Annotated in this window: 18 protein-coding genes; 2 read left to right on the top strand and 16 right to left on the bottom strand. The window is 69.9% G+C overall.

Annotation, left to right across the window (positions count from 1 at the left end; genetic code table 11):
* Positions 1-9: 9 nt before the first annotated feature.
* The 12 genes from ACI2K6_RS09440 to ACI2K6_RS09385 form a co-directional block, all read right to left on the bottom strand.
* Complete coding sequence (locus tag ACI2K6_RS09440; RefSeq protein WP_274179143.1) at positions 10-852, bottom strand: CoA ester lyase; 843 nt, start codon at positions 850-852, stop codon at positions 10-12.
* Positions 849-2,036, bottom strand: a complete 1,188-nt coding sequence (locus ACI2K6_RS09435; protein WP_274179142.1) for a CaiB/BaiF CoA-transferase family protein — start codon at positions 2,034-2,036, stop codon at positions 849-851. The genes ACI2K6_RS09440 and ACI2K6_RS09435 overlap by 4 nt, the downstream gene beginning before the upstream one ends.
* Entirely contained in the window at positions 2,033-3,988 is a 1,956-nt protein-coding gene (locus ACI2K6_RS09430) for an SUMF1/EgtB/PvdO family nonheme iron enzyme (protein WP_274179141.1), read from the bottom strand. Before ACI2K6_RS09430 ends, ACI2K6_RS09435 begins: the two co-directional genes overlap by 4 nt.
* Positions 3,985-4,917, bottom strand: a complete 933-nt coding sequence (locus ACI2K6_RS09425; RefSeq protein ID WP_269268391.1) for a ribokinase — start codon at positions 4,915-4,917, stop codon at positions 3,985-3,987. The genes ACI2K6_RS09430 and ACI2K6_RS09425 overlap by 4 nt, the downstream gene beginning before the upstream one ends.
* Positions 4,914-5,813: an ADP-ribosylglycohydrolase family protein gene (locus ACI2K6_RS09420; protein ID WP_404568468.1), complete on the bottom strand. Its 900-nt coding sequence runs from the start codon at positions 5,811-5,813 to the stop codon at positions 4,914-4,916. The genes ACI2K6_RS09425 and ACI2K6_RS09420 overlap by 4 nt, the downstream gene beginning before the upstream one ends.
* A 69-nt stretch (positions 5,814-5,882) precedes the next feature.
* Positions 5,883-6,281 (bottom strand): hypothetical protein, encoded by a 399-nt coding sequence (locus tag ACI2K6_RS09415; RefSeq protein ID WP_404568467.1) that lies wholly within the window; start codon positions 6,279-6,281, stop codon positions 5,883-5,885.
* The gene (locus tag ACI2K6_RS09410) at positions 6,278-7,426 is read right to left on the bottom strand and encodes an ADP-ribosylglycohydrolase family protein (protein WP_274179139.1); all 1,149 of its coding nucleotides are present in this window, start codon (positions 7,424-7,426) and stop codon (positions 6,278-6,280) included. The genes ACI2K6_RS09415 and ACI2K6_RS09410 overlap by 4 nt, the downstream gene beginning before the upstream one ends.
* 88 nt (positions 7,427-7,514) lie before the next feature.
* The gene (locus ACI2K6_RS09405; RefSeq protein ID WP_112615435.1) at positions 7,515-8,804 is read right to left on the bottom strand and encodes an ABC transporter substrate-binding protein; all 1,290 of its coding nucleotides are present in this window, start codon (positions 8,802-8,804) and stop codon (positions 7,515-7,517) included.
* A 43-nt stretch (positions 8,805-8,847) separates the two neighbouring features.
* Positions 8,848-9,687: a carbohydrate ABC transporter permease gene (locus ACI2K6_RS09400; protein ID WP_220118278.1), complete on the bottom strand. Its 840-nt coding sequence runs from the start codon at positions 9,685-9,687 to the stop codon at positions 8,848-8,850.
* On the bottom strand, positions 9,684-10,628 hold the full coding sequence (locus ACI2K6_RS09395; RefSeq protein WP_112615437.1) for a carbohydrate ABC transporter permease: 945 nt from the start codon (positions 10,626-10,628) through the stop codon (positions 9,684-9,686). The genes ACI2K6_RS09400 and ACI2K6_RS09395 overlap by 4 nt, the downstream gene beginning before the upstream one ends.
* Positions 10,625-11,674 (bottom strand): LacI family DNA-binding transcriptional regulator, encoded by a 1,050-nt coding sequence (locus ACI2K6_RS09390; RefSeq protein WP_112615439.1) that lies wholly within the window; start codon positions 11,672-11,674, stop codon positions 10,625-10,627. Before ACI2K6_RS09390 ends, ACI2K6_RS09395 begins: the two co-directional genes overlap by 4 nt.
* 130 nt (positions 11,675-11,804) lie before the next feature.
* Positions 11,805-12,437 (bottom strand): TMEM175 family protein, encoded by a 633-nt coding sequence (locus ACI2K6_RS09385; protein ID WP_274179138.1) that lies wholly within the window; start codon positions 12,435-12,437, stop codon positions 11,805-11,807.
* Between the two features lie 84 nt (positions 12,438-12,521).
* Here ACI2K6_RS09385 and ACI2K6_RS09380 point away from each other — a divergent pair, with 84 nt between their 5' ends.
* The gene (locus ACI2K6_RS09380; protein ID WP_337994963.1) at positions 12,522-13,046 is read left to right on the top strand and encodes a putative immunity protein; all 525 of its coding nucleotides are present in this window, start codon (positions 12,522-12,524) and stop codon (positions 13,044-13,046) included.
* Here the strand turns inward: ACI2K6_RS09380 and ACI2K6_RS09375 are convergent.
* Both ACI2K6_RS09375 and ACI2K6_RS09370 read right to left on the bottom strand, forming a co-directional pair.
* Positions 13,006-13,470: a DUF779 domain-containing protein gene (locus ACI2K6_RS09375; RefSeq protein ID WP_274179137.1), complete on the bottom strand. Its 465-nt coding sequence runs from the start codon at positions 13,468-13,470 to the stop codon at positions 13,006-13,008. The genes ACI2K6_RS09380 and ACI2K6_RS09375 overlap by 41 nt on opposite strands.
* Positions 13,471-13,489: 19 nt before the next feature.
* The gene (locus tag ACI2K6_RS09370; protein WP_112615445.1) at positions 13,490-15,037 is read right to left on the bottom strand and encodes an aldehyde dehydrogenase family protein; all 1,548 of its coding nucleotides are present in this window, start codon (positions 15,035-15,037) and stop codon (positions 13,490-13,492) included.
* 192 nt (positions 15,038-15,229) lie between these two features.
* Between ACI2K6_RS09370 and ACI2K6_RS09365 the strand changes: the two genes are divergently transcribed.
* On the top strand, positions 15,230-18,919 hold the full coding sequence (locus ACI2K6_RS09365; protein WP_274179136.1) for a family 43 glycosylhydrolase: 3,690 nt from the start codon (positions 15,230-15,232) through the stop codon (positions 18,917-18,919).
* A gap of 68 nt (positions 18,920-18,987) precedes the next feature.
* On the opposite strand, the gene ACI2K6_RS09360 is transcribed toward ACI2K6_RS09365, so the two are convergent.
* Together ACI2K6_RS09360 and ACI2K6_RS09355 are read right to left on the bottom strand one after the other, a co-directional pair.
* Entirely contained in the window at positions 18,988-19,503 is a 516-nt protein-coding gene (locus tag ACI2K6_RS09360) for a DUF2231 domain-containing protein (protein ID WP_114587537.1), read from the bottom strand.
* 13 nt (positions 19,504-19,516) lie between these two features.
* Positions 19,517-20,026 (bottom strand): DUF2231 domain-containing protein, encoded by a 510-nt coding sequence (locus ACI2K6_RS09355; protein WP_112615451.1) that lies wholly within the window; start codon positions 20,024-20,026, stop codon positions 19,517-19,519.
* Positions 20,027-20,110 lie beyond the last annotated feature (84 nt).

Raw genomic sequence — 20,110 nt, 5'->3', positions numbered from 1 at the left:
TGCCGGGGGTCAGGGCGCGGCGGCGAGGATGCGCTCGGCGGCCTTGACCATCGCGATGTCGATGAAGGTGCCGTCATCGAGCACGAACGCGCCCGTCCCGTCCGCCGCCGCGGTGCGCACCCGCTCGACGATGCGCTGCGCTCGCTCGACCTCTTCCGGGCCGGGGGTGAAGGCCCGCCGGATCACCTCGATCTGCCGCGGATGAATGGCGGTGCGGCCTGCGTAGCCGAGCGCGCGCCCGGCCCGGCAGCTCTGCTCCAGGCCCTCGAGGTCGGCGACATCGGCCCAGACCGCCATGAGCGGAAGGGGCAGCCCGGCCGCAGCCGCCGCGTTCACGAGCCGCGCGCGCGACCATGCGAGCCCGGGTTCCCCGGCACGCCCCGCGGGCACGCCGATCTCCGCGCGCAGGTCGGCCTCGCCCACCGCGATCGACGCGACCCCGGCCTGCGCGATCTCGAACGCGCGCTCGATCGCCAGCGCCGACTCGAGCAGGGCATGCACCTCGCGCCCGGGCGCGGCGGCGCGGACCGCCGCGACGTCATCCGCCGACTGGGTCTTGGGCAGCCGGATGCCGAAGGCCGCGGGCAGATCCGCGACAGCGGCGACATCCTCGTCGTGCGCGTCCGCCCCGCGCGCGTTCACCCGGACCTGCACCGCCGGTGCGGCAGCCCCTCGCGACGCCCGAACCGCGGCGAACTCGGCGAGCGCCGCCCGCGCCTGCGCCTTGCGCGAGAGTGCCACGGCGTCCTCGAGGTCGACGATGACGGCATCCGCTCCCGCATCCAGCGCCTTCTCGAAGCGCTCGGGGCGGTCGGCGGGCGCGTACAGCGCGACCAGGATCGGGCGGGTCATGCGATCGATCCCTCCGCACGCATGCGCGCGATGTCGTCGTCGGCGTAACCGAGAGAGGCCAGCACCTCTGCGGTGTCGGCGCCGTGAGCCCGCCCGGTGAAGGCGATCGTCGACTCGTCGCGCGACATCCGGAACAGCGGTCCCTGCATCGCCATCTCGCCGAGATCGGGGTCGTGGATGCGGTGGACCGTGCCCAGCGCCTGGAACTGCGGGTCCGCGACGATGTCAGAGGGGTCGTACACCGGGGCGACCGCGGCCTGCGCGGCTTCGAACGCCTCGATCACCTCATCGCGCGTGCGCTGCGCGATCCAGCTGCCGACGGCCTCGTCGAGCTCATCGGCGTGCTGCGCCCGGCTCGATCCGCTCGCGAACCACGGCTCGGCCGCGAGGTCGGGGCGGCCGACGAGGGCCATCACCCGCTCGGCGATCGACTGAGCGCTCGTCGACACGGCGACCCACGAACCGTCGGCCGTGCGATAGGTGTTGCGCGGCGCGTTGTTCGCCGATCGATTGCCGGTGCGGGGCTGCACGGTCGCAAGCTGATCCCAGCGCGTGATCTGCGGGCCGAGCATCGCGAGGATCGGCTCGATGATCGCCACATCAACCACCTGCCCGCGCCCGTCCCGCTCGCGGGCATGCAGCGCAGTCATGATCGCGTAGGCGGTGGCGAGCGAGGCGATGCCGTCGGCGAGGCCGAACGGGGGAAGGGTCGGCGGACCGTCGGGCTCGCCCGTCGCGGCAGCGAAACCGCTCATCGCCTCGGCGAGCGTGCCGAAGCCGGGGCGACTGCGGTACGGACCGATCTGACCGAATCCGGTCACGCGGGCGAGAACGAGACCGGGGTTCTCCGCAGACAGCTCGTCGTACCCGAGTCCCCAGCGCTCGAGGGTTCCGGGGCGGAAGTTCTCGACGACGACATCGGCGGTGCGGGCGAGGCGCAGGAACGCCTCGCGCCCGTCGGCGGTGTGCAAGTCGATCGCCACGGTCCGCTTGTTTCGGCCGAGCGTCTTCCACCACAGGTTCTGCCCGTCCTTGCTCGGACCGTGGCCGCGCGCGGGGTCGGGCCGGGTCGGGTGCTCGACCTTGACGACCTCGGCCCCCATGTCGCCGAGGTGCATCGCGGCCATGGGACCGGCGAACAGCGTCGAGGCGTCGATGACGCGCAGTCCGTCGAGCGGGGTCACGAGGGCTCCTCCCAGCAGACGCGGAATCCGATCGAGGGCGACGCGTCCTGTCCGAGCCCCGGCAGCAGCAGTTTGGCCGCGAACTCCGGCGACCGCACACCGCCGTCGAAGTACCAGTCCGACCCCTCGCTGCGGTGGGCGCTGCCGCCCTTCAGCATCACGAACCGGGTGCGGCCGTCGGAGTGCTCCGACTCCGTCCAGTTCCACACCTCCGGCGCGCGTCGACGGAACGACGGAAGGGATGCCGCGAGCTGCCACTCGTCCTCGGTGGGGAGCCGCCCGCCCACCCATGCGGCGTACTCCCGAGCCCGCGCGAAGGTCACATCGGTCGCCGGGCGCTCGGGGTCACGGGCATCCGCGTCTTCACCGATCGCGTCGAGGAACCGCGCGTATTCGGCCTCGGTCACCTCGGCAGCGCCGACGCGCACGGGGTGCCGCACCTCGACGACGCGTTCGAGTGTGCGCTGGTCGTGCAGGCGAGGCGGCAGCGGCTTCCACTCGTCGACGTAGGGTGCGCCCTCGTACATCCCGGTCTCGCGGGCGCGGAAGCGCACGGTCAGCGCATATGTGCCGGGCGCCACCGCGACGGTCGGTTCCTCCTCATCCGCCGCAGCGTCTCGCACGGGCCCGGTCCATGCCGGAGCGGTGAGGCGCCGCGCTCGGCGGTGCGGGAACGACACGTCCGCCACCGGCGGCTCATCGCGCAGCGCGGCTTTCACCTCGGCGACGACCGGCGGCACAGGGGTACCCGCGGCATCCGCGGTGAGCCGCACGACGGCGGCGACCCCACCGGCCGGCACCGTCACCGACGACACCTCATCGCCGGGCTCATGCAGCGGAACGTATCGACCGCCGGACTCGAGCTCGAACTGGACATCGGACCCCGACGTGTTGACGAGGCACAGCAGGGTCACGCCGTCGAGTTCGAACGCCGACCCGAAGACCGGTGCGTCGTGCACGGCGAGAGGCGTCCACTCCCCCTCGACCAGCCAGCGGTGCATGCCGCGCTGCACGGGCAGCATCCGCCGCAGGGTCGCGGCGTCGCGGTCGTTCCAGCCGACCCAGACGCCGAAGACGACCTCCCACACCATCACCCCGACGCCGTTGAGCCATGCCGAGCGCAGCTCTTCTGCGTGGTCGCGGTGCCACCGGCGGATGTGGTGCTGCATGTGTCGGCGCTCGAACCACCGGGCGCGCAGCACGCCGGGCACCTCCGAGTCGGCGAACCACTGGGCCCACGACAGGGTGTGGTCGGCGATGCGCTCGGTCGCGAGCTTCGACTCGCCCTCGAGTCCGATGCCCGGGCGTGCGGCATCCAGGGCCGCGACGAGATCGGGATCGGCCTTCCGCAGCGTGTCGAGGAAGACGCCGTCTGCCCCGAGACGCCGAACCGTGGCGGCCAGCTCGGCGGCGTCGTCTCCCGAGCGTCGCGTGCCGACATCCCACGGGTTGTAGTCGACGAACACGGCGACACCGGCGGCGCGCAGAGCCTCGGCGGCTTCGACGAGCCCCGGAACCGCGTAGAAGTCCCACTGGTTGCGGCCGTCGATGCCGATGACGGGGTAGGCGTGCCACAGCACGATCCCGTCGAGACCGCCGAACCGGCGCTGCGCGTCGGCGAGGAAGCGTTCCGGCGTGAAGCGCTGCTCGTCGAAGTCGAAGAACAGCTCGTCCCAGAGCCATACCTGGGCGACGGTGAAGCACCGGCTCGCCCACGCGGACTCGGCCTGTTCGTAGCGGGTCGGCGCGCCGTGCCGTTCGCGAGCGCCTTCGCGCCACACCGTCAGCTGGGCACGCCACGCACCGAGGTCGGCCGGATCCGTCGGCGCGACGAAGATCTTCGCGTCATCGAGCACCGTCGCGGCGTCGCCCGAGCGCACGTCGGCGTCGAGCGGCACCGGCGTCGGGCGATCGATCTCGCGCGGGACCAGGGGATCGAATCCATCGCTCACGGTCGGTTCTCCTTCCGGAAGGCGGCGACCTCATCGCTCGTGGGCACCGCGTCCTGCGCACCGGGGCGCGTGACGGCAAGAGCGGATGCCGCAGCACCGGCGCGCGCGGCATCCGCGAGCAGATCGAGACCGACGGCGTCGGGGCGGCGTCCGGAGGCGGCGAGCGCCGCGGCCAGCACACCGCAGAAGGTATCGCCGGCGCCCGTCGTGTCGACCGGCGTCACGACATGGGCGGGCACCTCGGTGCGCTCGTCACCGCAGACGACCAGGCATCCGCGAGAACCGAGTGTGACGACGAGTCCGCGCACCGTACGGGCGAGCTCGGCGACGGCCTCGTCGAGGGCTTCGACGCCCGCCGCTTCGAGTGCCTCGTGCTCGTTCACGATCAGCACGTCGGTCGCCGCGAGCAGCGCGTCGCGGGCGGAGGCGAAGGGTGCGGACGGCGCCGCGTTCAGCACGTGCCACGCGCCCTCACCCCGGGCCGCGGCGGCGTCGCGCACCAGGGCCACGGGGATCTCGAGCTGCGTGAGCAGAACCGACGCCGATGCGACCACCGCCCGCTGCGCGTCGGTGAGGGAGTCGCGCGCGGCATTGGCCCCGGCGGCGACGACGATCGCGTTCTCACCCGACGCGTCGACCGAGATGAGCGCTGTTCCGGTCACCTCGTCGACCTGCACCACACCCGAGACGTCGATGCCGTCGGCCTCGAGCGCCGCGCGCAGCGCCGCGCCCGCGGCATCCGTTCCCACCGCGCCCACGAAGGCGACCTCCGCTCCCCCGGCACGCCGGGCGGCAACGGCCTGATTCGCCCCCTTCCCCCCGCCGGTGCGGACGAGCGACGACGCGAGCAGCGTCTCGCCGGGAGCGGGGATGCGGGCGACCCGGGCGACGACGTCCTGGTTGATGCTGCCGACGACGACGACGCTCACGAGCTTCCCTCCGCGAGGGCGATCGTCCGCTCGGCGAGCTCGCGGATCGACCGCTGCGGACCGCCGGGCATCGAGGTCGCGATGCGGTCGTTCAGGGGCGCGGTCCACGCGGGCCCGATGCCGTCGGCACCGACGAGGCCGCCGACCACCGAGCCGACCGTGGCACCGACCGAGTCGGTGTCCCAGCCACCGGCGACGGCGAGCGCGACGGCGGCGCCGAAGTCGCGACCGTGGGCCTGCAGCGCGCACGCGGTGAGCGCGGCGTTGTTCAGCGTGTGCACCCAGTGCATCCCGGCGAACTCAGCGTGCAGGGCGTCGAGCGCACCCGCCGTCGTGAGCTCGCCCGCGGCAAGCGCCCGACCGGTCTCACGGCCGAACCGCACGGCCGCGGCCAGGCGGGATGCGGGCGGCACGACGGTGTCGGCGGCATCCAGCACGGCATCCATCGAGTCGGCGACGAGGGATGCCGCGCAGAGGGCGGCCGCCCACATGGCGCCGTACAGGCCGTTGCGGGTGTGGCTGAGCCGCGCGTCGATCCACGCCGAGTGCGCCGCGGCCCGGACATCGCCGGGGTTCGCCCACCCGTGCACGTCGGCGCGGATGAGGGCACCGATCCACTCGCGGAACGGGTTGCGGTGGGTCGCGGTCTCGGGCACCGGCCGCGCGTCGAGGATGTTGCGGTACGCGGCGCGTTCCGCGGTGAACACCCGACCCGCCGGCAGGGCCGCGAGCCAGGCCTCGGCGACGTGGTCGGTCGTCAGCTCGAAGCCGTGCTGTTCGAGCAGATCGAGGGCGAGGATCGGGAAGTTCAGGTCGTCGTCCTCCGGCATCCCGGCGATGTTCTCCACGAGCGAGGTCGGCGCGGAGCGGCGGTTCCACGGCCAGCGCTCGGCCACGTCCGTGGGCAGACCGCGCGCGGTGAAGTAGCCGCGGATCGGCCAGTTTCCGGTGGCGCGGGCGATCTGCTAATTGCCTTCGCGCGGGATCTTCTCGACCGGCTTGCCGAGCAGGCACCCGGCCGACCGCCCCAGCCACGCGCCGTGCACGCGGTCGAAAGCTGCGTCGCCGACGCTCGGCTCGGGCTGCGCGGGAAGCAGCGCCGCGATCGCATCCCACTCGTCGGGCTCGTCCGCGCTCGGGCGCTGCAGCCCCTGCAGCTCATCGAGCACGCGACGCGCCTCCGCGCGCAGTTCGGGCGAAGCCGGCGTCGCGCTGGCCCCGGAAGGCGCCAGGACCGTCGCTCCGCCTGCCTGCGTCCACACCCGTTCGATCGCCGACAGTTCGTCGTCGGGCGCCCCCTGCTCGCGCAGGGCGACGAGCTCGGCGGGGACGAGGTCTTCGGGCTGAGCCCAGGTCAGTCTCACGCCCCGGCCCCCACCGACAGCAGCGACGACAGCGATTCCGCGCGGGCGGCGGCGCGCTCGGCATCGGCGCGGGCGACGTCGCGCACGACCTCGACCATCGTCGTGACGACGCCATCGAGGTCGAGGCGGCTCGCGGTCACGACCTCGTGGAGCCACTCCTCGGGAACGGCGGCGCTGCCGCGGAGGCCACCGCAGATCGCGCCGGCCATCGTGGCGATCGAGTCGGCGTCGCGGCCGTAGTTCACCGCATCCAGGACGGCAGCACGCAGGTCGCCGCCGTGAGCGACGACGAAGCCGAGCGCGACGGGAAGCTCTTCGATGGCCTTCGTCCGCGAGGGAAGACGCGCGTCCATGGCCGGCGACCGGTATGCCTCGCCCACGGTGTCGAAGGGCCGCACCGCTTCGCGGACGACGCGACCGAGCTCGCGCGGATCGTCCGACCCGCCAGCGGCACGGAAGGCATCGACGGCCTCGAACACGGCGCGGATGGCGGCGGCGGTGCCGTCGTGCGCGACATCCAGCACCGCCCGTCGAACGTCGTCGACCGTCGCTCCGGGAGTGGCGGATGCCGCGACCGCGGCGGCGAACACGCCGGCGGCCTCGCGACCGTACGACCACTGGTGGGCGCCGGCGATGTCGATTGCTTCGGCGTAGGCGCCGCGCGGGTCGCCGATGTGCACGAGGCCGACGGGCGCCATGTACATCGTCGCGCCGCAGTTGACGACGTTTCCGACGCCCGCCTCACGGGGGTCGGCGTGGCCGTAGTGCAGCTTCATGACGAGCCACTTCTCGGCGAGGAAGACGCGCTGCAGGATGAGCGCTTCGTCTTCGAGCTCGGGGATCCAACGGCGCTCGCCCATCATGAGCGGCACGAGGTCGCTCGCGACGTCGTAGGCGTCGAGGTGCCGACGCTGCTTGGCGTACACCTCGATGAGCGCGTGGGTCATGAGGGTGTCGTCCGTGACGTGCCCGTCGCCCTTGTGGTACGGCGCGATGGGGCGAGCCGTGCGCCAGTCGGGCAGGAAGGGACCGACGATCCCGTCGACACGTCCGCCGTGGCGCTCCTCGATCTGCTCGGGGGTCCAGCCCTCCGTCGCACCGCCGAGCGCATCGCCCACGGCGGCTCCCGCCAGTACTGCTGCCACCCGATCGTGCAACACGTCCATTACGTCCCTCTCTTCGTTCGAGCGTGTGAGGCGGGGGCGGATCGGATCGACCCGCCCCCGCGGATCGTCATCCGGCGACGTCGGCCCAGCCGTCGCTGAGCTGCGCGGCGAGCTGGTCGCGGTCGATCTGGTTCGCCAGGTACTGCTGGAACGCCGGCGTCGCGATCGTGTCCTTCCACTCGGTGTACTTCGACACCTTCAGGAACGGCGGACCTTCCAGGCCCTCGCCCGACGCGAGCACCTGCTTCCACGCGGCGTCGTCGCCGGCGAGCTCGGCGACCTGCGTGCGGGCGGCACCCGACGAGGGGATGAGCGCGTCGGCGTAGGCGATCTTCGCGAGGTTCTCGCCGTCCATGAAGAAGTTCAGGAACTCCGCCGACTCCTCCACGTGCTCCGAGTCGATGTTCACCGAGTACGTCTGCGGGTTCGCGGCCTGAATGGCGCCAGCCGATCCTTCGAGCGGCGGAAGCGCGACCCAGTTGAGGCCCTCGGGAGCATCCGCGGCGATGTTCGTCGCCTGGAACGAGCCCTGCACCGTCAGCGCGACCTTGCCGCCGTAGAACGACGGCAGCACGTCCGAGCCCGACTGCGTGAGCGAGGTCGGGTCGATCGACCGGTCGGTGTAGGCCATCTCGTGGATGCGCTCGGGCACGGCGAGCTCGTCGTCGCCCACCTCGATCGTCACGTCGTCGCCCTCACCGTCGAAGTAGCCGCCGTCGAAGCCCATCGACAGGCTCATCATCGTCGCGGTGGGCGAACCGAGACCCCAGCCGAGGCCGTAGTGGTCTGCCGTGGTCGTCGCTCTCGCGATCTCCTGGAGCTGATCCCACGTCATCGTGTCGCCCGTGGGCACCTCTACGCCCGCTTCGGCCAGCAGGTCGGCGTTCGCGAACGCCATGTACGACTGGAGGGTCGAGGGGTACGCGACGATCTGCCCGTCGTGGGTCACCGACTCCCAGATGCCGTCGGAGATGTCCGACTTCAGCTCGGGGTCGATGAGGTCGGTCAGGTCGGCGAGGTAGCCGTCTGCCGCGAACGACACGATCGAGCTCGCCTCGAAGTGGATGATGTCGGGCGCGGTGCCGCCCGAGAACTGGGTGATCAGCTTGTCGTAGGTGCCATCCCAGCCGGCCTGGATGATCTTGACCTGGACGTCGTCGTGCTCGGCGTTCCAGGCGTCGACGATCTCGCTGATGGCTGCCTGGGTCGCGGGCTGGTCCGACAGCGACTGGAACTGGAGGGTCACGACGTCGCCGTCTCCCCCGCTGCTGTTCGCGCTGCCCTGCTGGCATCCTGCGAGCGTGATGGCTGCGATGCCCACGAATGCGACGGCGCCGATGCCGCGGATTCTTCTCATGGTGTGGCCTTTCTGGTTTTCGGGTTTCGTCGTCACGGGGAGGTCAGCCCTTGACGGCACCGGCGAGCATGCCGCCGGTGAGCTTCTTCTGCAGGATCCCGAAGATGATGAGCGACGGGATCGTGGCGAGGATGGCGCCGGCGGCCAGCGGCCCCAGCTGGGTCTGCCCCTCGGCACCGAGGAACGAGCGCAACGCGATGGGCAGCGTGTACAGCTCCGGGCTCTGGATGAGCACGAGCGCGAGGAAGAACTCGTTCCAGGCCGAGACGAAGGTGAACATCGCCGTGGCGACCAGTCCCGGCACCAGCAGCGGCAGGATCACGGTGCGGAGGATGGTGAACCGGCCGGCACCGTCCATCTCGGCGGCTTCCTCGAGCTCCGGCGGGATCGCCGCGACGTACCCCTGCAGCATCCAGAGCGTGAACGGCATCGTGAAGGTGACGTAGACGAGGATGAGGCCGAACAGGGTGTCGTTCAGCTGCAGGCTCCGCAGCACGAGGAACAGCGGGATGATGATGAGGATCGTCGGGAACACCTGGCTGACGAGGATCCACACCGTGCCGGCCGCGCGCAGCCGGCCCTTCAGCCGGGCGAGGGCGTAGGCCATCGGCATCGACAGCAGCACCGCGACGATCATCGTGACGATCGAGACGAGCACCGAGTTGCCGGCCGCGGTGATCAGATTCTGCCGCTCGAGTGCGGCGATGTAGTTGCCGAAGTCCCACTGCTGCGGGATGAGGTTCACAGCGAGCGAGTTGAGCTCTCGGGTCGACTTGAACGACGCCGACAGCAGCCAGAGCAGCGGAAAGCCCAGGAAGATCAGGTAGCCCGCGAGCGCCAGGTACATCAGGACGGTCGCGTACAGGGGGCGCTTGGTGGTCACTTGCGGGCCCCCTTGTTCTGCCGGAACTGGTTGATCAGGTACAGCGAAAGGATCACCAGGATCGCCACGACGAGGACGTTGCCCATCGCCGACGCGTACCCGATCTCGCGGTTGCGGAACGCCTCGAGGTAGGTGAACAGCGGCGGGATCATCGTGCGGCCGCCCGGGCCGCCCTCGGTCAGCACGTAGATGAGGCCGAACGAGTTGAACTGCCAGATGAAGTCGAGCGCGGTGACCGCGATGATCACGGGCCGCAGGGCGGGCAGCGTGACGTGCCAGAACCGGCGGGCGGCTCCCGCGCCATCGACGGCCGCGGCCTCGTGCTGCTCGGGGGCGATCGACTGCATGCCCGCGAGAAGCAGCACGGTCGTCTGCGGAATACCGGCCCAGACGCCGACGACGATGACGGCGGGCAGCGCGGTCGAGAAGTCGCCGAGCCAGTTCACACCCGGGATGCCGAGCCAGCCGAGCACGCCGTTGAGCGGGCCCGAGTTGGGGTTGTAGATCATGCGCCAGACGATCGCGATGACCACCGGCGGCATCGCCCAGGGGATGAGTGCGAGAACGCGGGTCAGGCCCTTCAGCCGCAGGTTGCTGTTGAGCAGCAGAGCAAGGCCCATCGCGCTCACCAGGGTGAGGAGGGCGACCGACCCCGCCCAGACGATGCCGATCCCGAACGACTGCCAGAACCGGCGATCACCGGCGAGCTCGATGAAGTTGTCGAGCCCGATGAACGAGATCTCCGCGTTGCGGGCGAGGGTGGCATCCGTGAATCCGAGGAGCACTCCGCTGACGAGCGGGATGACAGAGAAGATGATGATCGGCAGGAGCGCGGGGGCGACGAGGGCGATCGCCTCTTTGCGCTGAGCGCGGGCGCGCGGTCCTATCTGCCGGACGCGGGGTGGGCGCGAGGACGTCTTCGTCTCTGCGAGCGTGGTCATCCGTGTGCCTTCTCTTCGTCGATGGGCTCGGGGCGGCGGAGGGCCGCGGGGACGGATGCCGACGTCGAGCCGCGCACGACCAGCGCGGGCGGAACTGTGACGGTGCGGGCCGGCCGGGTGTCGTCGGCGATCCGGGCGAGGAGCATCTCGGCGGCGGCGCGACCGCGCTCCTTCGCTCCGAGGTCGACGCTCGTGAGCCCGGGGCGGACGACCTCGGCGAGCTCGGTGTTGTCGAGGCCGGTCACAGCGAGGTCGGCGGGGACCCGCAGACCGAGGTCTTCGGCGGCACGCAAGACACCGACGCCGATCAGGTCGTTCGCCGCGACCACCGCCGCCGGCCGGTCGGACCGCTCGAGAAGCGGGAGCGCCGCGTCGTAGCCCGCGGCGATCGTGAAGTCGGCGGCGTCGACGTGCCGCGTCCGCAGGTCGTCGTACTGGCCCACCGCCGCGATGAAACCGTCTCGTCGCATGACACCGGGGGTGGTGTCGGTCGGGCCGTTGATGAACGCGATGTCGCGGCGTCCCTCGTCGACGAGGTGGTCGACGACGAGCCGCATCGCCGTCGGAGAGTCGGCGCGCACGGTGTCGAAGTCGGCCGAAGCGGGCAGCCGACCGAGGACGACGAACGGGATCGGAGCCGCGGCGAGCGCGGTGAGCAGCTCGTCGGTGACGCGCAGCGGCGACAGGATCAGCCCGTCGACATAGCCCCGACCGAGGTCGCGGACGACATCCACGGAAGACGACGATGTGCCGGTCGACGACAGCAGCAGGCGGTATCCGGATGCCGAGACCACCTGTTCGACCGCCGCCATCATCTCGACGTATACCGGGTTGCCGATGTCGGCGACGGCGAAGCCCAGCTGCAACGTGCGGCCCCGCTTGAGCGATTGCGCCGTGGCATCGGCCACGTAGCCGAGCTCGCGCGCCGCATCGCGCACCTTCGCCGCGGTCTCCGGACTCGCGACGAGTCCGTTCAGCGCTCGAGACGCGCTCGCGACGGAGACGCCGGCGCGGGCGGCGACCTGCGTGATCGTGACGCGGACCATGGCTCTCCCTCGAGCGGTTGTAAACGTTTCCAAAGCTGGACGTTGTAAACGTTCTCACCCCGACCCCGCCCCTGTCAACCCCAGTTCTCCGCTTCGCCCGTTCACCTCGCGCCGCGACCGGGAGGCTGGGTCAGCGCAGAGTGCGGGCCATCAGCTTCTGCACCGTGCCGGTGAGGAACATGATGAACAGCCCGAGGTAGCCGACAGCCGGGAAGACGAGCGCGATCGCCAGCGCCACCAGGAACAGCAGGATCATCGAGAGATCGATCGACATCCCCAGGCGCAGATCATCCCGTGACGCGCTGTGCAGGTCCGGATGCCGCACCAGGTAGATCCGCGTCACGAGCAGCATCCCGCTCGTGACGACGAGCGTTCCGATGTAGAGCACCTTCTGCAGCGCGTCGTCGGCGACCTGGCCGGTGAGGGCGGTGACGACCGGCATCCAGACGATCGTGAGCATCCACGCGACCGTGATCCACATGAGCCCCGGGGTGATGCGGTGCACCGACACGAAGAGCCGGTGGTGCAGCATCCAGAACATCGCGATGAGCACGAAGCTGATGAGGAAGCTCTGCAGCTGATCGCGCTGATCGACGAGCCACTCCCACGTCGTGTGGTCGTGCCCCGCGCTCTCGCCGACGCTCTCCATGAGCGGCAGGATCAGCAACGTCATCGCGATCGCGACGACCGCATCGACGAACGCCTTCGTGCGCTCGGCGCTGAGTCCCCGGATGCCGGGCTCCGGCGCGACGTCATCGCTCATGCCGAGGATGCTAGCGCCCGGGTTCCGTGGTTCAGCGATCCCTGGTCGTCGAGAGCACCTACGGCCACGCGAAACAATGGGCGCATGGGAGCGGGAGACTTCGAACTGACGATGGGTGAGCTACGGGCGGTCGTCCGATTCGCCTCCGATTGCGCACAGGATCTGCTTCCCGAGTTCGAAGCGGTCAACCCCCAGGATTCACGGCCGCGCGAAGCGATCCGTGCGGCGCGCATGTTCACGGATGGCGCGCCACGGTCGAACCTGCAACGAACGGCCGCGTTCGCCTCGCATCGCGCAGCCAAGGACGCCTCGGAGGAGACCGCTCGACTTGCGGCGCTCGCATGCGGCGACGCTGCCGCGGCCGCCTACCTTCACCCGATCGCCAAGGCCTCGCAAGTCGGTCACATCCTCCGCGCGGCCGCATGCGTCGCGCTGGTCACCGAGCTGAGAACAGGAACTGCGGACGGCGCCACGGTTCGCGTTCTCGCCCATCGGGCGAATCCGCCCCTGCCCGAGATACTTCGTCGGTATCCGGTCGCGTCTCCGGGCACCTCCCGGATCTCGCAGCTCATGATTGATCTGGACTCGGCGATCCGAGCGCGGGACTAGTCCGGGGTGCCGCAACGATGTCATCAACTGCGGTGACCGGCACCAGCCCGAACGCCGCCAGCTCGGCGTCGTCGAGCATGCGCGACCGGATGATGAACCGCATCCCGGTCGGTCCCTCGACGCTGAAGCCGGCGCCGCGACCCGGCACGGCGTCGATCGTGATGTGCGTGTACTTCCAGTACTCGAACTGCGCGAGCGAGATGAACACCTCGATCGCGTCGTCGAGGCCGACGTCGAGATCCCCGAGCTTCACGTCGGCGGGGCCGGTCAGAAACATCCCGACCGGGTAGCACATGGGGGCGGAGCCGTCGCAGCATCCGCCCGACTGGTGGAACATCAACGGCCCGTGCTGGGCGGTGAGGTCGCGCAGCAGGGCCGCGGCGGCGTCGGTCACCGCGACCCTGCTGTACGTGTCGTTCGACATGGTGATGAGTGGATGCGGCTCAGAAGAAGCCCATCGCGCCTTCGGCGTACGACACGAGGAGGTTCTTCGTCTGCTGGTAGTGGTCGAGCATCTTGAGGTGGTTCTCGCGACCGATGCCCGACTGCTTGTATCCGCCGAAAGCGGCGTGCGCGGGGTACTGGTGGTACGTGTTCGTCCACACGCGCCCGGCCTCGATCGCACGGCCGGCACGGTAGGCGGTGTCACCCGAGCGGCTCCAGACGCCGGCACCGAGCCCGTAGAGGGTGTCGTTCGCGATGCCGATGGCGTCATCGAAGTCGTCGAAGCTCGTCACCGAGACGACCGGCCCGAAGATCTCCTCCTGGAAGATGCGCATGTCGTTCGTGCCCTCGAAGACGGTGGGGGCCACGTAGTACCCGCCGCTCAGTTCGCCGCCGAGGTCGACCCGCTCGCCGCCGGCGAGCAGCTTCGCTCCCCCGGCCTTGCCGATGTCGATGTACGACAGGATCTTCTCGAGCTGGTCGTTGGACGCCTGCGCACCGATCATCGTCGCCGGATCGAGCGGGTTGCCCTGGACGATCTTGCCGACGCGGTCGAGGCCGTCGCCGAGGAACGAGTCGTACACCGACCGCTGGATGAGCGCCCGCGACGGGCACGTGCACACCTCGCCCTGGTTGAGGGCGAAGAACGTGAAGCCCTCGAGGGCCTTGTCGTAGTAGTCGTCGCGCTCGCGCGCGACATCCTCGAAGAACACGTTGGCGCTCTTGCCACCCAGCTCGAGCGTGACGGGGATGAGGTTCTGCGAGGCGTACTGCATGATCAGGCGCCCCGTCGTCGTCTCGCCCGTGAACGCGACCTTGCGGATGCGGCGGTGCTGCGCGAGCGGCGCGCCCGCCTCGATACCGAATCCGTTGACGATGTTCACGACGCCGGCGGGCAGCAGGTCGCCGATCAGCTCGAACAGGAACAGGATCGACGCGGGTGTCTGCTCGGCGGGCTTCAGCACGACGCAGTTGCCGGCCGCGAGCGCGGGCGCGAGCTTCCACGTCGCCATGAGGATCGGGAAGTTCCACGGGATGATCTGCCCCACCACACCGAGCGGCTCGTGGAAGTGATACGCGACGGTGTCTTCGTCGATCTGGCTGAGCGAGCCCTCCTGGGCGCGCAGGACGCCGGCGAAGTAGCGGAAGTGGTCGATCGCGAGCGGGATGTCGGCGGCGAGCGTCTCGCGGACGGGCTTGCCGTTCTCCCACGTCTCGGCCACCGCGATCTTCTCGAGGTGCTGTTCCATGCGGTCGGCGATTCTGTTGAGGATCACAGCGCGCTCGGCCGGCGTGGTCTTCTTCCACGACGCGAACGCCTGCCAGGCGACGTCGACGGCGCGGTCGATGTCTTCGACGGTGCCTCGACCCACCTCGCAGAACGGCTTACCGGTGACGGGCGTGATGTTCTCGAAGTACTGCCCCTTGACGGGTTCGACGAACTCGCCGCCGATGTAGTGCCCGTAGCGGGCGCGGTACTCTGCAACGGCTCCGCGCTGACCGGGAGCGGCGTAGACGCTCGAGACGCCCTCTTCGACGATGGTCATGTCATCTCCTCGACTCCCCGCAGCGCCGATGCTGCGGTGGTGCCGGGCACGCTACGCCCCGCTACGTTGCAACGCGTTGCACGGCTCGGCGGGGAGGATGCCGCGCACTAGCGCTACGCGAATTGTGAGCGCTAACATTCGAGCGTCGTCAGTGCTGACGGCCATGCAACGACGCATACGAGAGGTTCCCCCGTGCCCGCATCCGCTCGCCCGGCGCCCTGGCGCCGACACCATCCCTGGACGCTCGCCGTCCCGATCGTCGCCGCACTCGTCGCCGCGCCGCTCATCGTCCCCGCCGCAGCTCAGGCAGTTGGCCCACTCCAGCATTCCGGGCAGGTCGCGCTCGTCGACACCCCCGACGGTCAGGCCGCGCAGGCGGCGCTCGACGCGCTAACCGTCACGAACATCGACGACGTGCGCGGCAACCTCACGCTGCCGACGACCTCGCAGGGACTCGACGTGTCGTGGTCGTCCGCCGACACCAGCGTCATCACCGCTGACGGCCTGGTCACCCGGCCGGCTGAAAACACCACCGTCGCGCTGACGGCATCCGTCACGAAGGGCGCGACGACGCTCACCCGCTCCTTCCCGGCCGCGGTGCGCAAGGCCGCGAACATCGGAGCCTTCGAGGGCTACACGTTCGCCTACTTCACGGGAAACTCCGTCGCGGGCGAGAACATCTACTTCGCCGCCAGCAACGGCAACGACGCGCTGTCGTGGACCGAGCTCAACGGCGGCGAGCCGACGCTCACCTCCACGGAAGGCGAGAGGGGTCTGCGCGACCCGTTCCTCATCCGCTCGCCCGAGGGCGACACGTTCTACCTCATCGCCACCGACCTCTCCATCGGCCGCAACGGCGACTGGGGTCGAGCACAGACGCAGGGTTCGAAGTACCTCGAGGTGTGGGAATCGCATGACCTCGTCACCTGGAGCGAGCAGCGCCACGTCCGCGTCGCCCCCGACAACGCGGGCAACACATGGGCGCCCGAGGCCTATTACGACGAGGCACTCGGCGAGTACGTGGTGTTCTGGGCATCGTCGCTCTTCGGCGAGGACGACCCGAACCACACGGGCAGCTTCTACCAGACCATGATGTACGCGACGACGCGCGACTTCACGACGTTCAGCGAGCCGAAGGTCTGGCAGGACTTCGGAGCATCGCGCATCGATTCCACGGTCCTCAAGGACAACGGCACCTACTACCGATTCACGAAGGATGAAGCCAGCACGACCGGATGCCGCGACATCATCCAGGAGTCCTCGACCAGCCTGACCGCCGTCGATGACCGAAGCGATCCCAGCTGGAACGCAGCCGACCCCGCCTGGAAGCTGATCGACAGCTGCATCGGTCGCGATGCCGGACTCGGCGCCGTCGAAGGCCCCACCATCTTCGCGGCCAACCCCGGCGACACCTCCGGGTCGAACTACTACCTCTTCGTCGACGAATACGGCGGACGCGGCTACATCCCCCTGGGAACGGATGACCTCGACGCGCCGGACTGGCAGGTGCCCGCGAGCTACCGCCTGCCCGCGAGCCCGCGCCATGGCACAGTGATGCCGGTGACCGCGGCCGAACTCGAAGCGCTGCGCGCCAACCTGCCGCAGCCCCTCGCGGCGAACGAGAAGGGCGAGCTGCTGCGCTACGACTTCACGGATGCCGCGGGCGCGGTGCTTCACGACCGTTCCGGCGCCGGGCGTGACGCCCAGGTACGCGGCGGTGCGACGTTCACCGACGGCGCGCTCACCTTCGACGGCACCGACGACTACGTCGACCTGCCCGACAACGTCCTCGTCGGCGTCGACGACATCACGGTCGAGGCCGAGCTGCGGATCGACCCGGCCCAGCGCACCCCGTACTTCCTCTACGGTTTCGGCAACACCGGCGCTGACGGTGCCGGCAACGGCTACCTGTTCTCGACCGGCGACCAGTACCGCGCGGCACTGACCACCGGCAACTGGAGCGGCGAGCAGAACGTCACCTCGGGTGCGGCGCTTCCCCGCGACCGCTGGGTGCACCTCACCTACACCCTGAGCGGGAACACGGCACGGCTGTACCTCGACGGTCAGCAGGTCGCCGAGAACACGAACGTGACGGTGCGCCCCGGTGACATCGGCGGCGGCAGCACGCTGGCGAACTACCTGGGCAAGTCGGTCTACAACGCCGACAACCTGTTCCGCGGTCAGATGCGCGAGTTCGCGCTGTACAACCGCGCGTTGACCCCCGAAGAGATTGTGCAGAACTCCGGCAACTCCGGCGCGCTCGGTGCCGTCAGCCTGCAGGATGCCGATGCACTCAAAGTCGCGCCGATCGTCGACACCGACGCCCGCACGGTCCTGTTCCCGGTGAACCGCGGCACGGATCTGACGCAGCTGCGCCCGGTGTTCACCACGGCATCCGGCACGACGGCCACGCCCCCGTCGGGCACGGTCCTCGACCTGAGCAAGCCCGCCACCGTCACGCTCACGACCCCCGGACAGCCCGACGTCGTCTGGACGCTCGAGGCCGTGGAGATGAAGAGCCCGGTGCTGCCGGGGCTGTACGCCGATCCGAACATCGCCGTGTTCGGTGACACCTATTACATCTACGCGACCACCGACGGCACCCCCGGCTGGGGCGGCAACACGTTCTACGTCTGGACGTCGAAGAACCTGATCGACTGGACACGGTCGGACGAGCCCATCCTGACGCTCGACGGCGCGAACGGGAACGTTCCGTGGGCCACCGGGAATGCGTGGGCTCCGACGATCATCGAGAAGGGCGGAAAGTACTACTTCTACTTCAGCGGTCACGAGCCGAACGCGAACCGCAAGATGATCGGCGTCGCCGTCGCCGACAGTCCCGAAGGACCGTTCACCGCGCAGGCGGAGCCGATGATCACCAACGACGAGGCCGTCAACAGCGGTCAGGCGATCGACCCGGCCGCGTTCACCGACCCGGAGACCGGCAAGTCGTACCTCTTCTGGGGCAACGGACGCCCCGTCTACGGCGAGCTGTCAGACGACATGCTGAGCGTCGAGGACGGGACGATCACACCGATCGACGGACTGGTCGACTTCCGTGAGGGACTCTTCCTGAACTACCGCGACGGGACGTACCACCTGACGTACTCGATCGACGACACCGGTTCGGAGAACTACCGCGTCGGTTACGCGACGTCGACCAGCATCGACGGACCGTGGACCTACCGGGGCCTCCTGTTGCAGAAGGACCCGTCGCAGGGGATCCTCGGCACCGGCCACAGCTCGATCATCAACGTCCCGGGAACGGACGAGTGGTACATCGCCTACCACCGGTTCGCCATCCCCGGCGGCAACGGCACCAACCGCGAGACGACGATCGATCGCCTCGAGATCGGCGAGGACGGGCTGTTCCAGACCGTGACGCCGACGCTCGCGAGCGTCGACCCGCGCGAGGTGCCCGGTACGACCGAGCCCAACCCGACGGAGCCTAACCCGACCGAGCCGAACCCGACCGAGCCCGGCACCGCGGCCCCGGTCGTGTCGGTCTCGGCCACGACGGTCGAGCGCGGACAGGCCGTGCGGGTGACGGTCACCGGTCTGGAGGCCCGCGAGCAGGTCATCGCCGAGCTGCGGAGCGACCCGATCCGGGTGTCGGGCATCCCGGCCGCCGATGCGAACGGGCGCGTCGCGTTCGACGTCCGCATCCCCGCCGATCTGGCCACGGGCGCCCACACGATCGTGGTCTTCGGTGCCGACGGTCAGGTGATCGGCAGCGCGGCGATCACCGTGGTCGCCTCCGGGCAGCTCGCCGTCACCGGCGCTCAGGCGCCGCTCGGTGGCGCGCTGCTGGCTGCGCTCCTGCTCGTCGCGGGAGGCGTGCTGTGGTCGGTTCGGCCCGCACGCCGGGCAAGCGCCGCCTGACACCGGCGCCCACCGACGCCAACGGGCGGCGGCCTTCTCCAGAAGGTCGCCGCCCGTTTCGATCGCGCTCAGTGCCGGTTGCGTCGCGTGACGAATCCCTCGGCCTGCTTCGATTCGTGGGCCACCCGGACTCCGTAGCGATAGGCGAGCTTGCCCCCGAGCCATCCCGACGCGCTGAGGGTCAGCAGGCTCACGGCGCTGAAGATGACGCCCGCGATGGGGATGTCGTCGGTCGACGTCCGCAGGAAGAGCTGGAACAGGTACGCGCCGCACACCACGAAGTTCAGCCCCATGTGGATCGTGGCGGTGCTCGACGAGCGCGTCCGATCGGGGATGCGGAGGTAGTCGAAGATGCCCAGCACGATAGCCACGACACTGCCAACCAGCCCGATCCCGATCAGGACGCGCGAACCCACGGCGTACGGGGTCGGGTCGGCGACGATCAGGCCGATGATGTCGAAGACGAAACTCGCGATCCACGCCCCGATCGGGATCGTGACGGCGATCGGGTGGAACGGGTGTCCGTAGGGGCCGGCGAGGGGGTTCGCGGGCCGCTTGTCGGGACGGGTGTCCAGGTCGGTCATGATCTCTCCTCGGTCAGGGCAGCGGTTCCAGGCCCTCGGCCTGGGTCGTCTCGGTCGCGACGCGGACGCCGTAGGTGTGGGCGAGCTTCCCGCCCAGCCACCCCGACACCGAAAGAAGGGCGAGTCCACCGAAACTCGCGATCATCGCCAGGGTCGGCACGGTCTCCTCGTCGACGCGAAGCGCGAGGCTTCCTGCGAACACCGCCATCGCGATGAGGTTGAGGATCATGTGGGTCAGCCCCGTCGCCCGCGCAGGGGTGCCCTTCGGGATGCTGCTCCAGTCGATCAGCCCCAGCACCGACGCGACGACGGCGCCCAGAAGACCGATCGCGATGAGGATGCGGGCGCCGAGGGCGAAGACGGCGGCATCCGGACTCATGACGGCGATGACGTCGAAGACGGATGCCGACACCCAGGCGCCGATCGGCAGGATGATCGCGATCGCGTGGAATGGGTGCCCGTAGGGCCCCGCGATCAGCGACCGCGGATACTTCGCACGCGTCAGGGGTGCGGTGTCGACCATGGCGTCTCCTCTCGTCCGACGCCCCGACCGTACGGGTTCCCCGGGGTACGACACGTACCGGGTTGACAAGCCCGGCGCGCGACC

This window comes from Microbacterium sp. NPDC006705 (assembly GCF_044903545.1).
Classification (GTDB): domain Bacteria; phylum Actinomycetota; class Actinomycetes; order Actinomycetales; family Microbacteriaceae; genus Microbacterium; species Microbacterium plantarum.
This window is presented reverse-complemented; position numbering and strand designations above follow the sequence as displayed.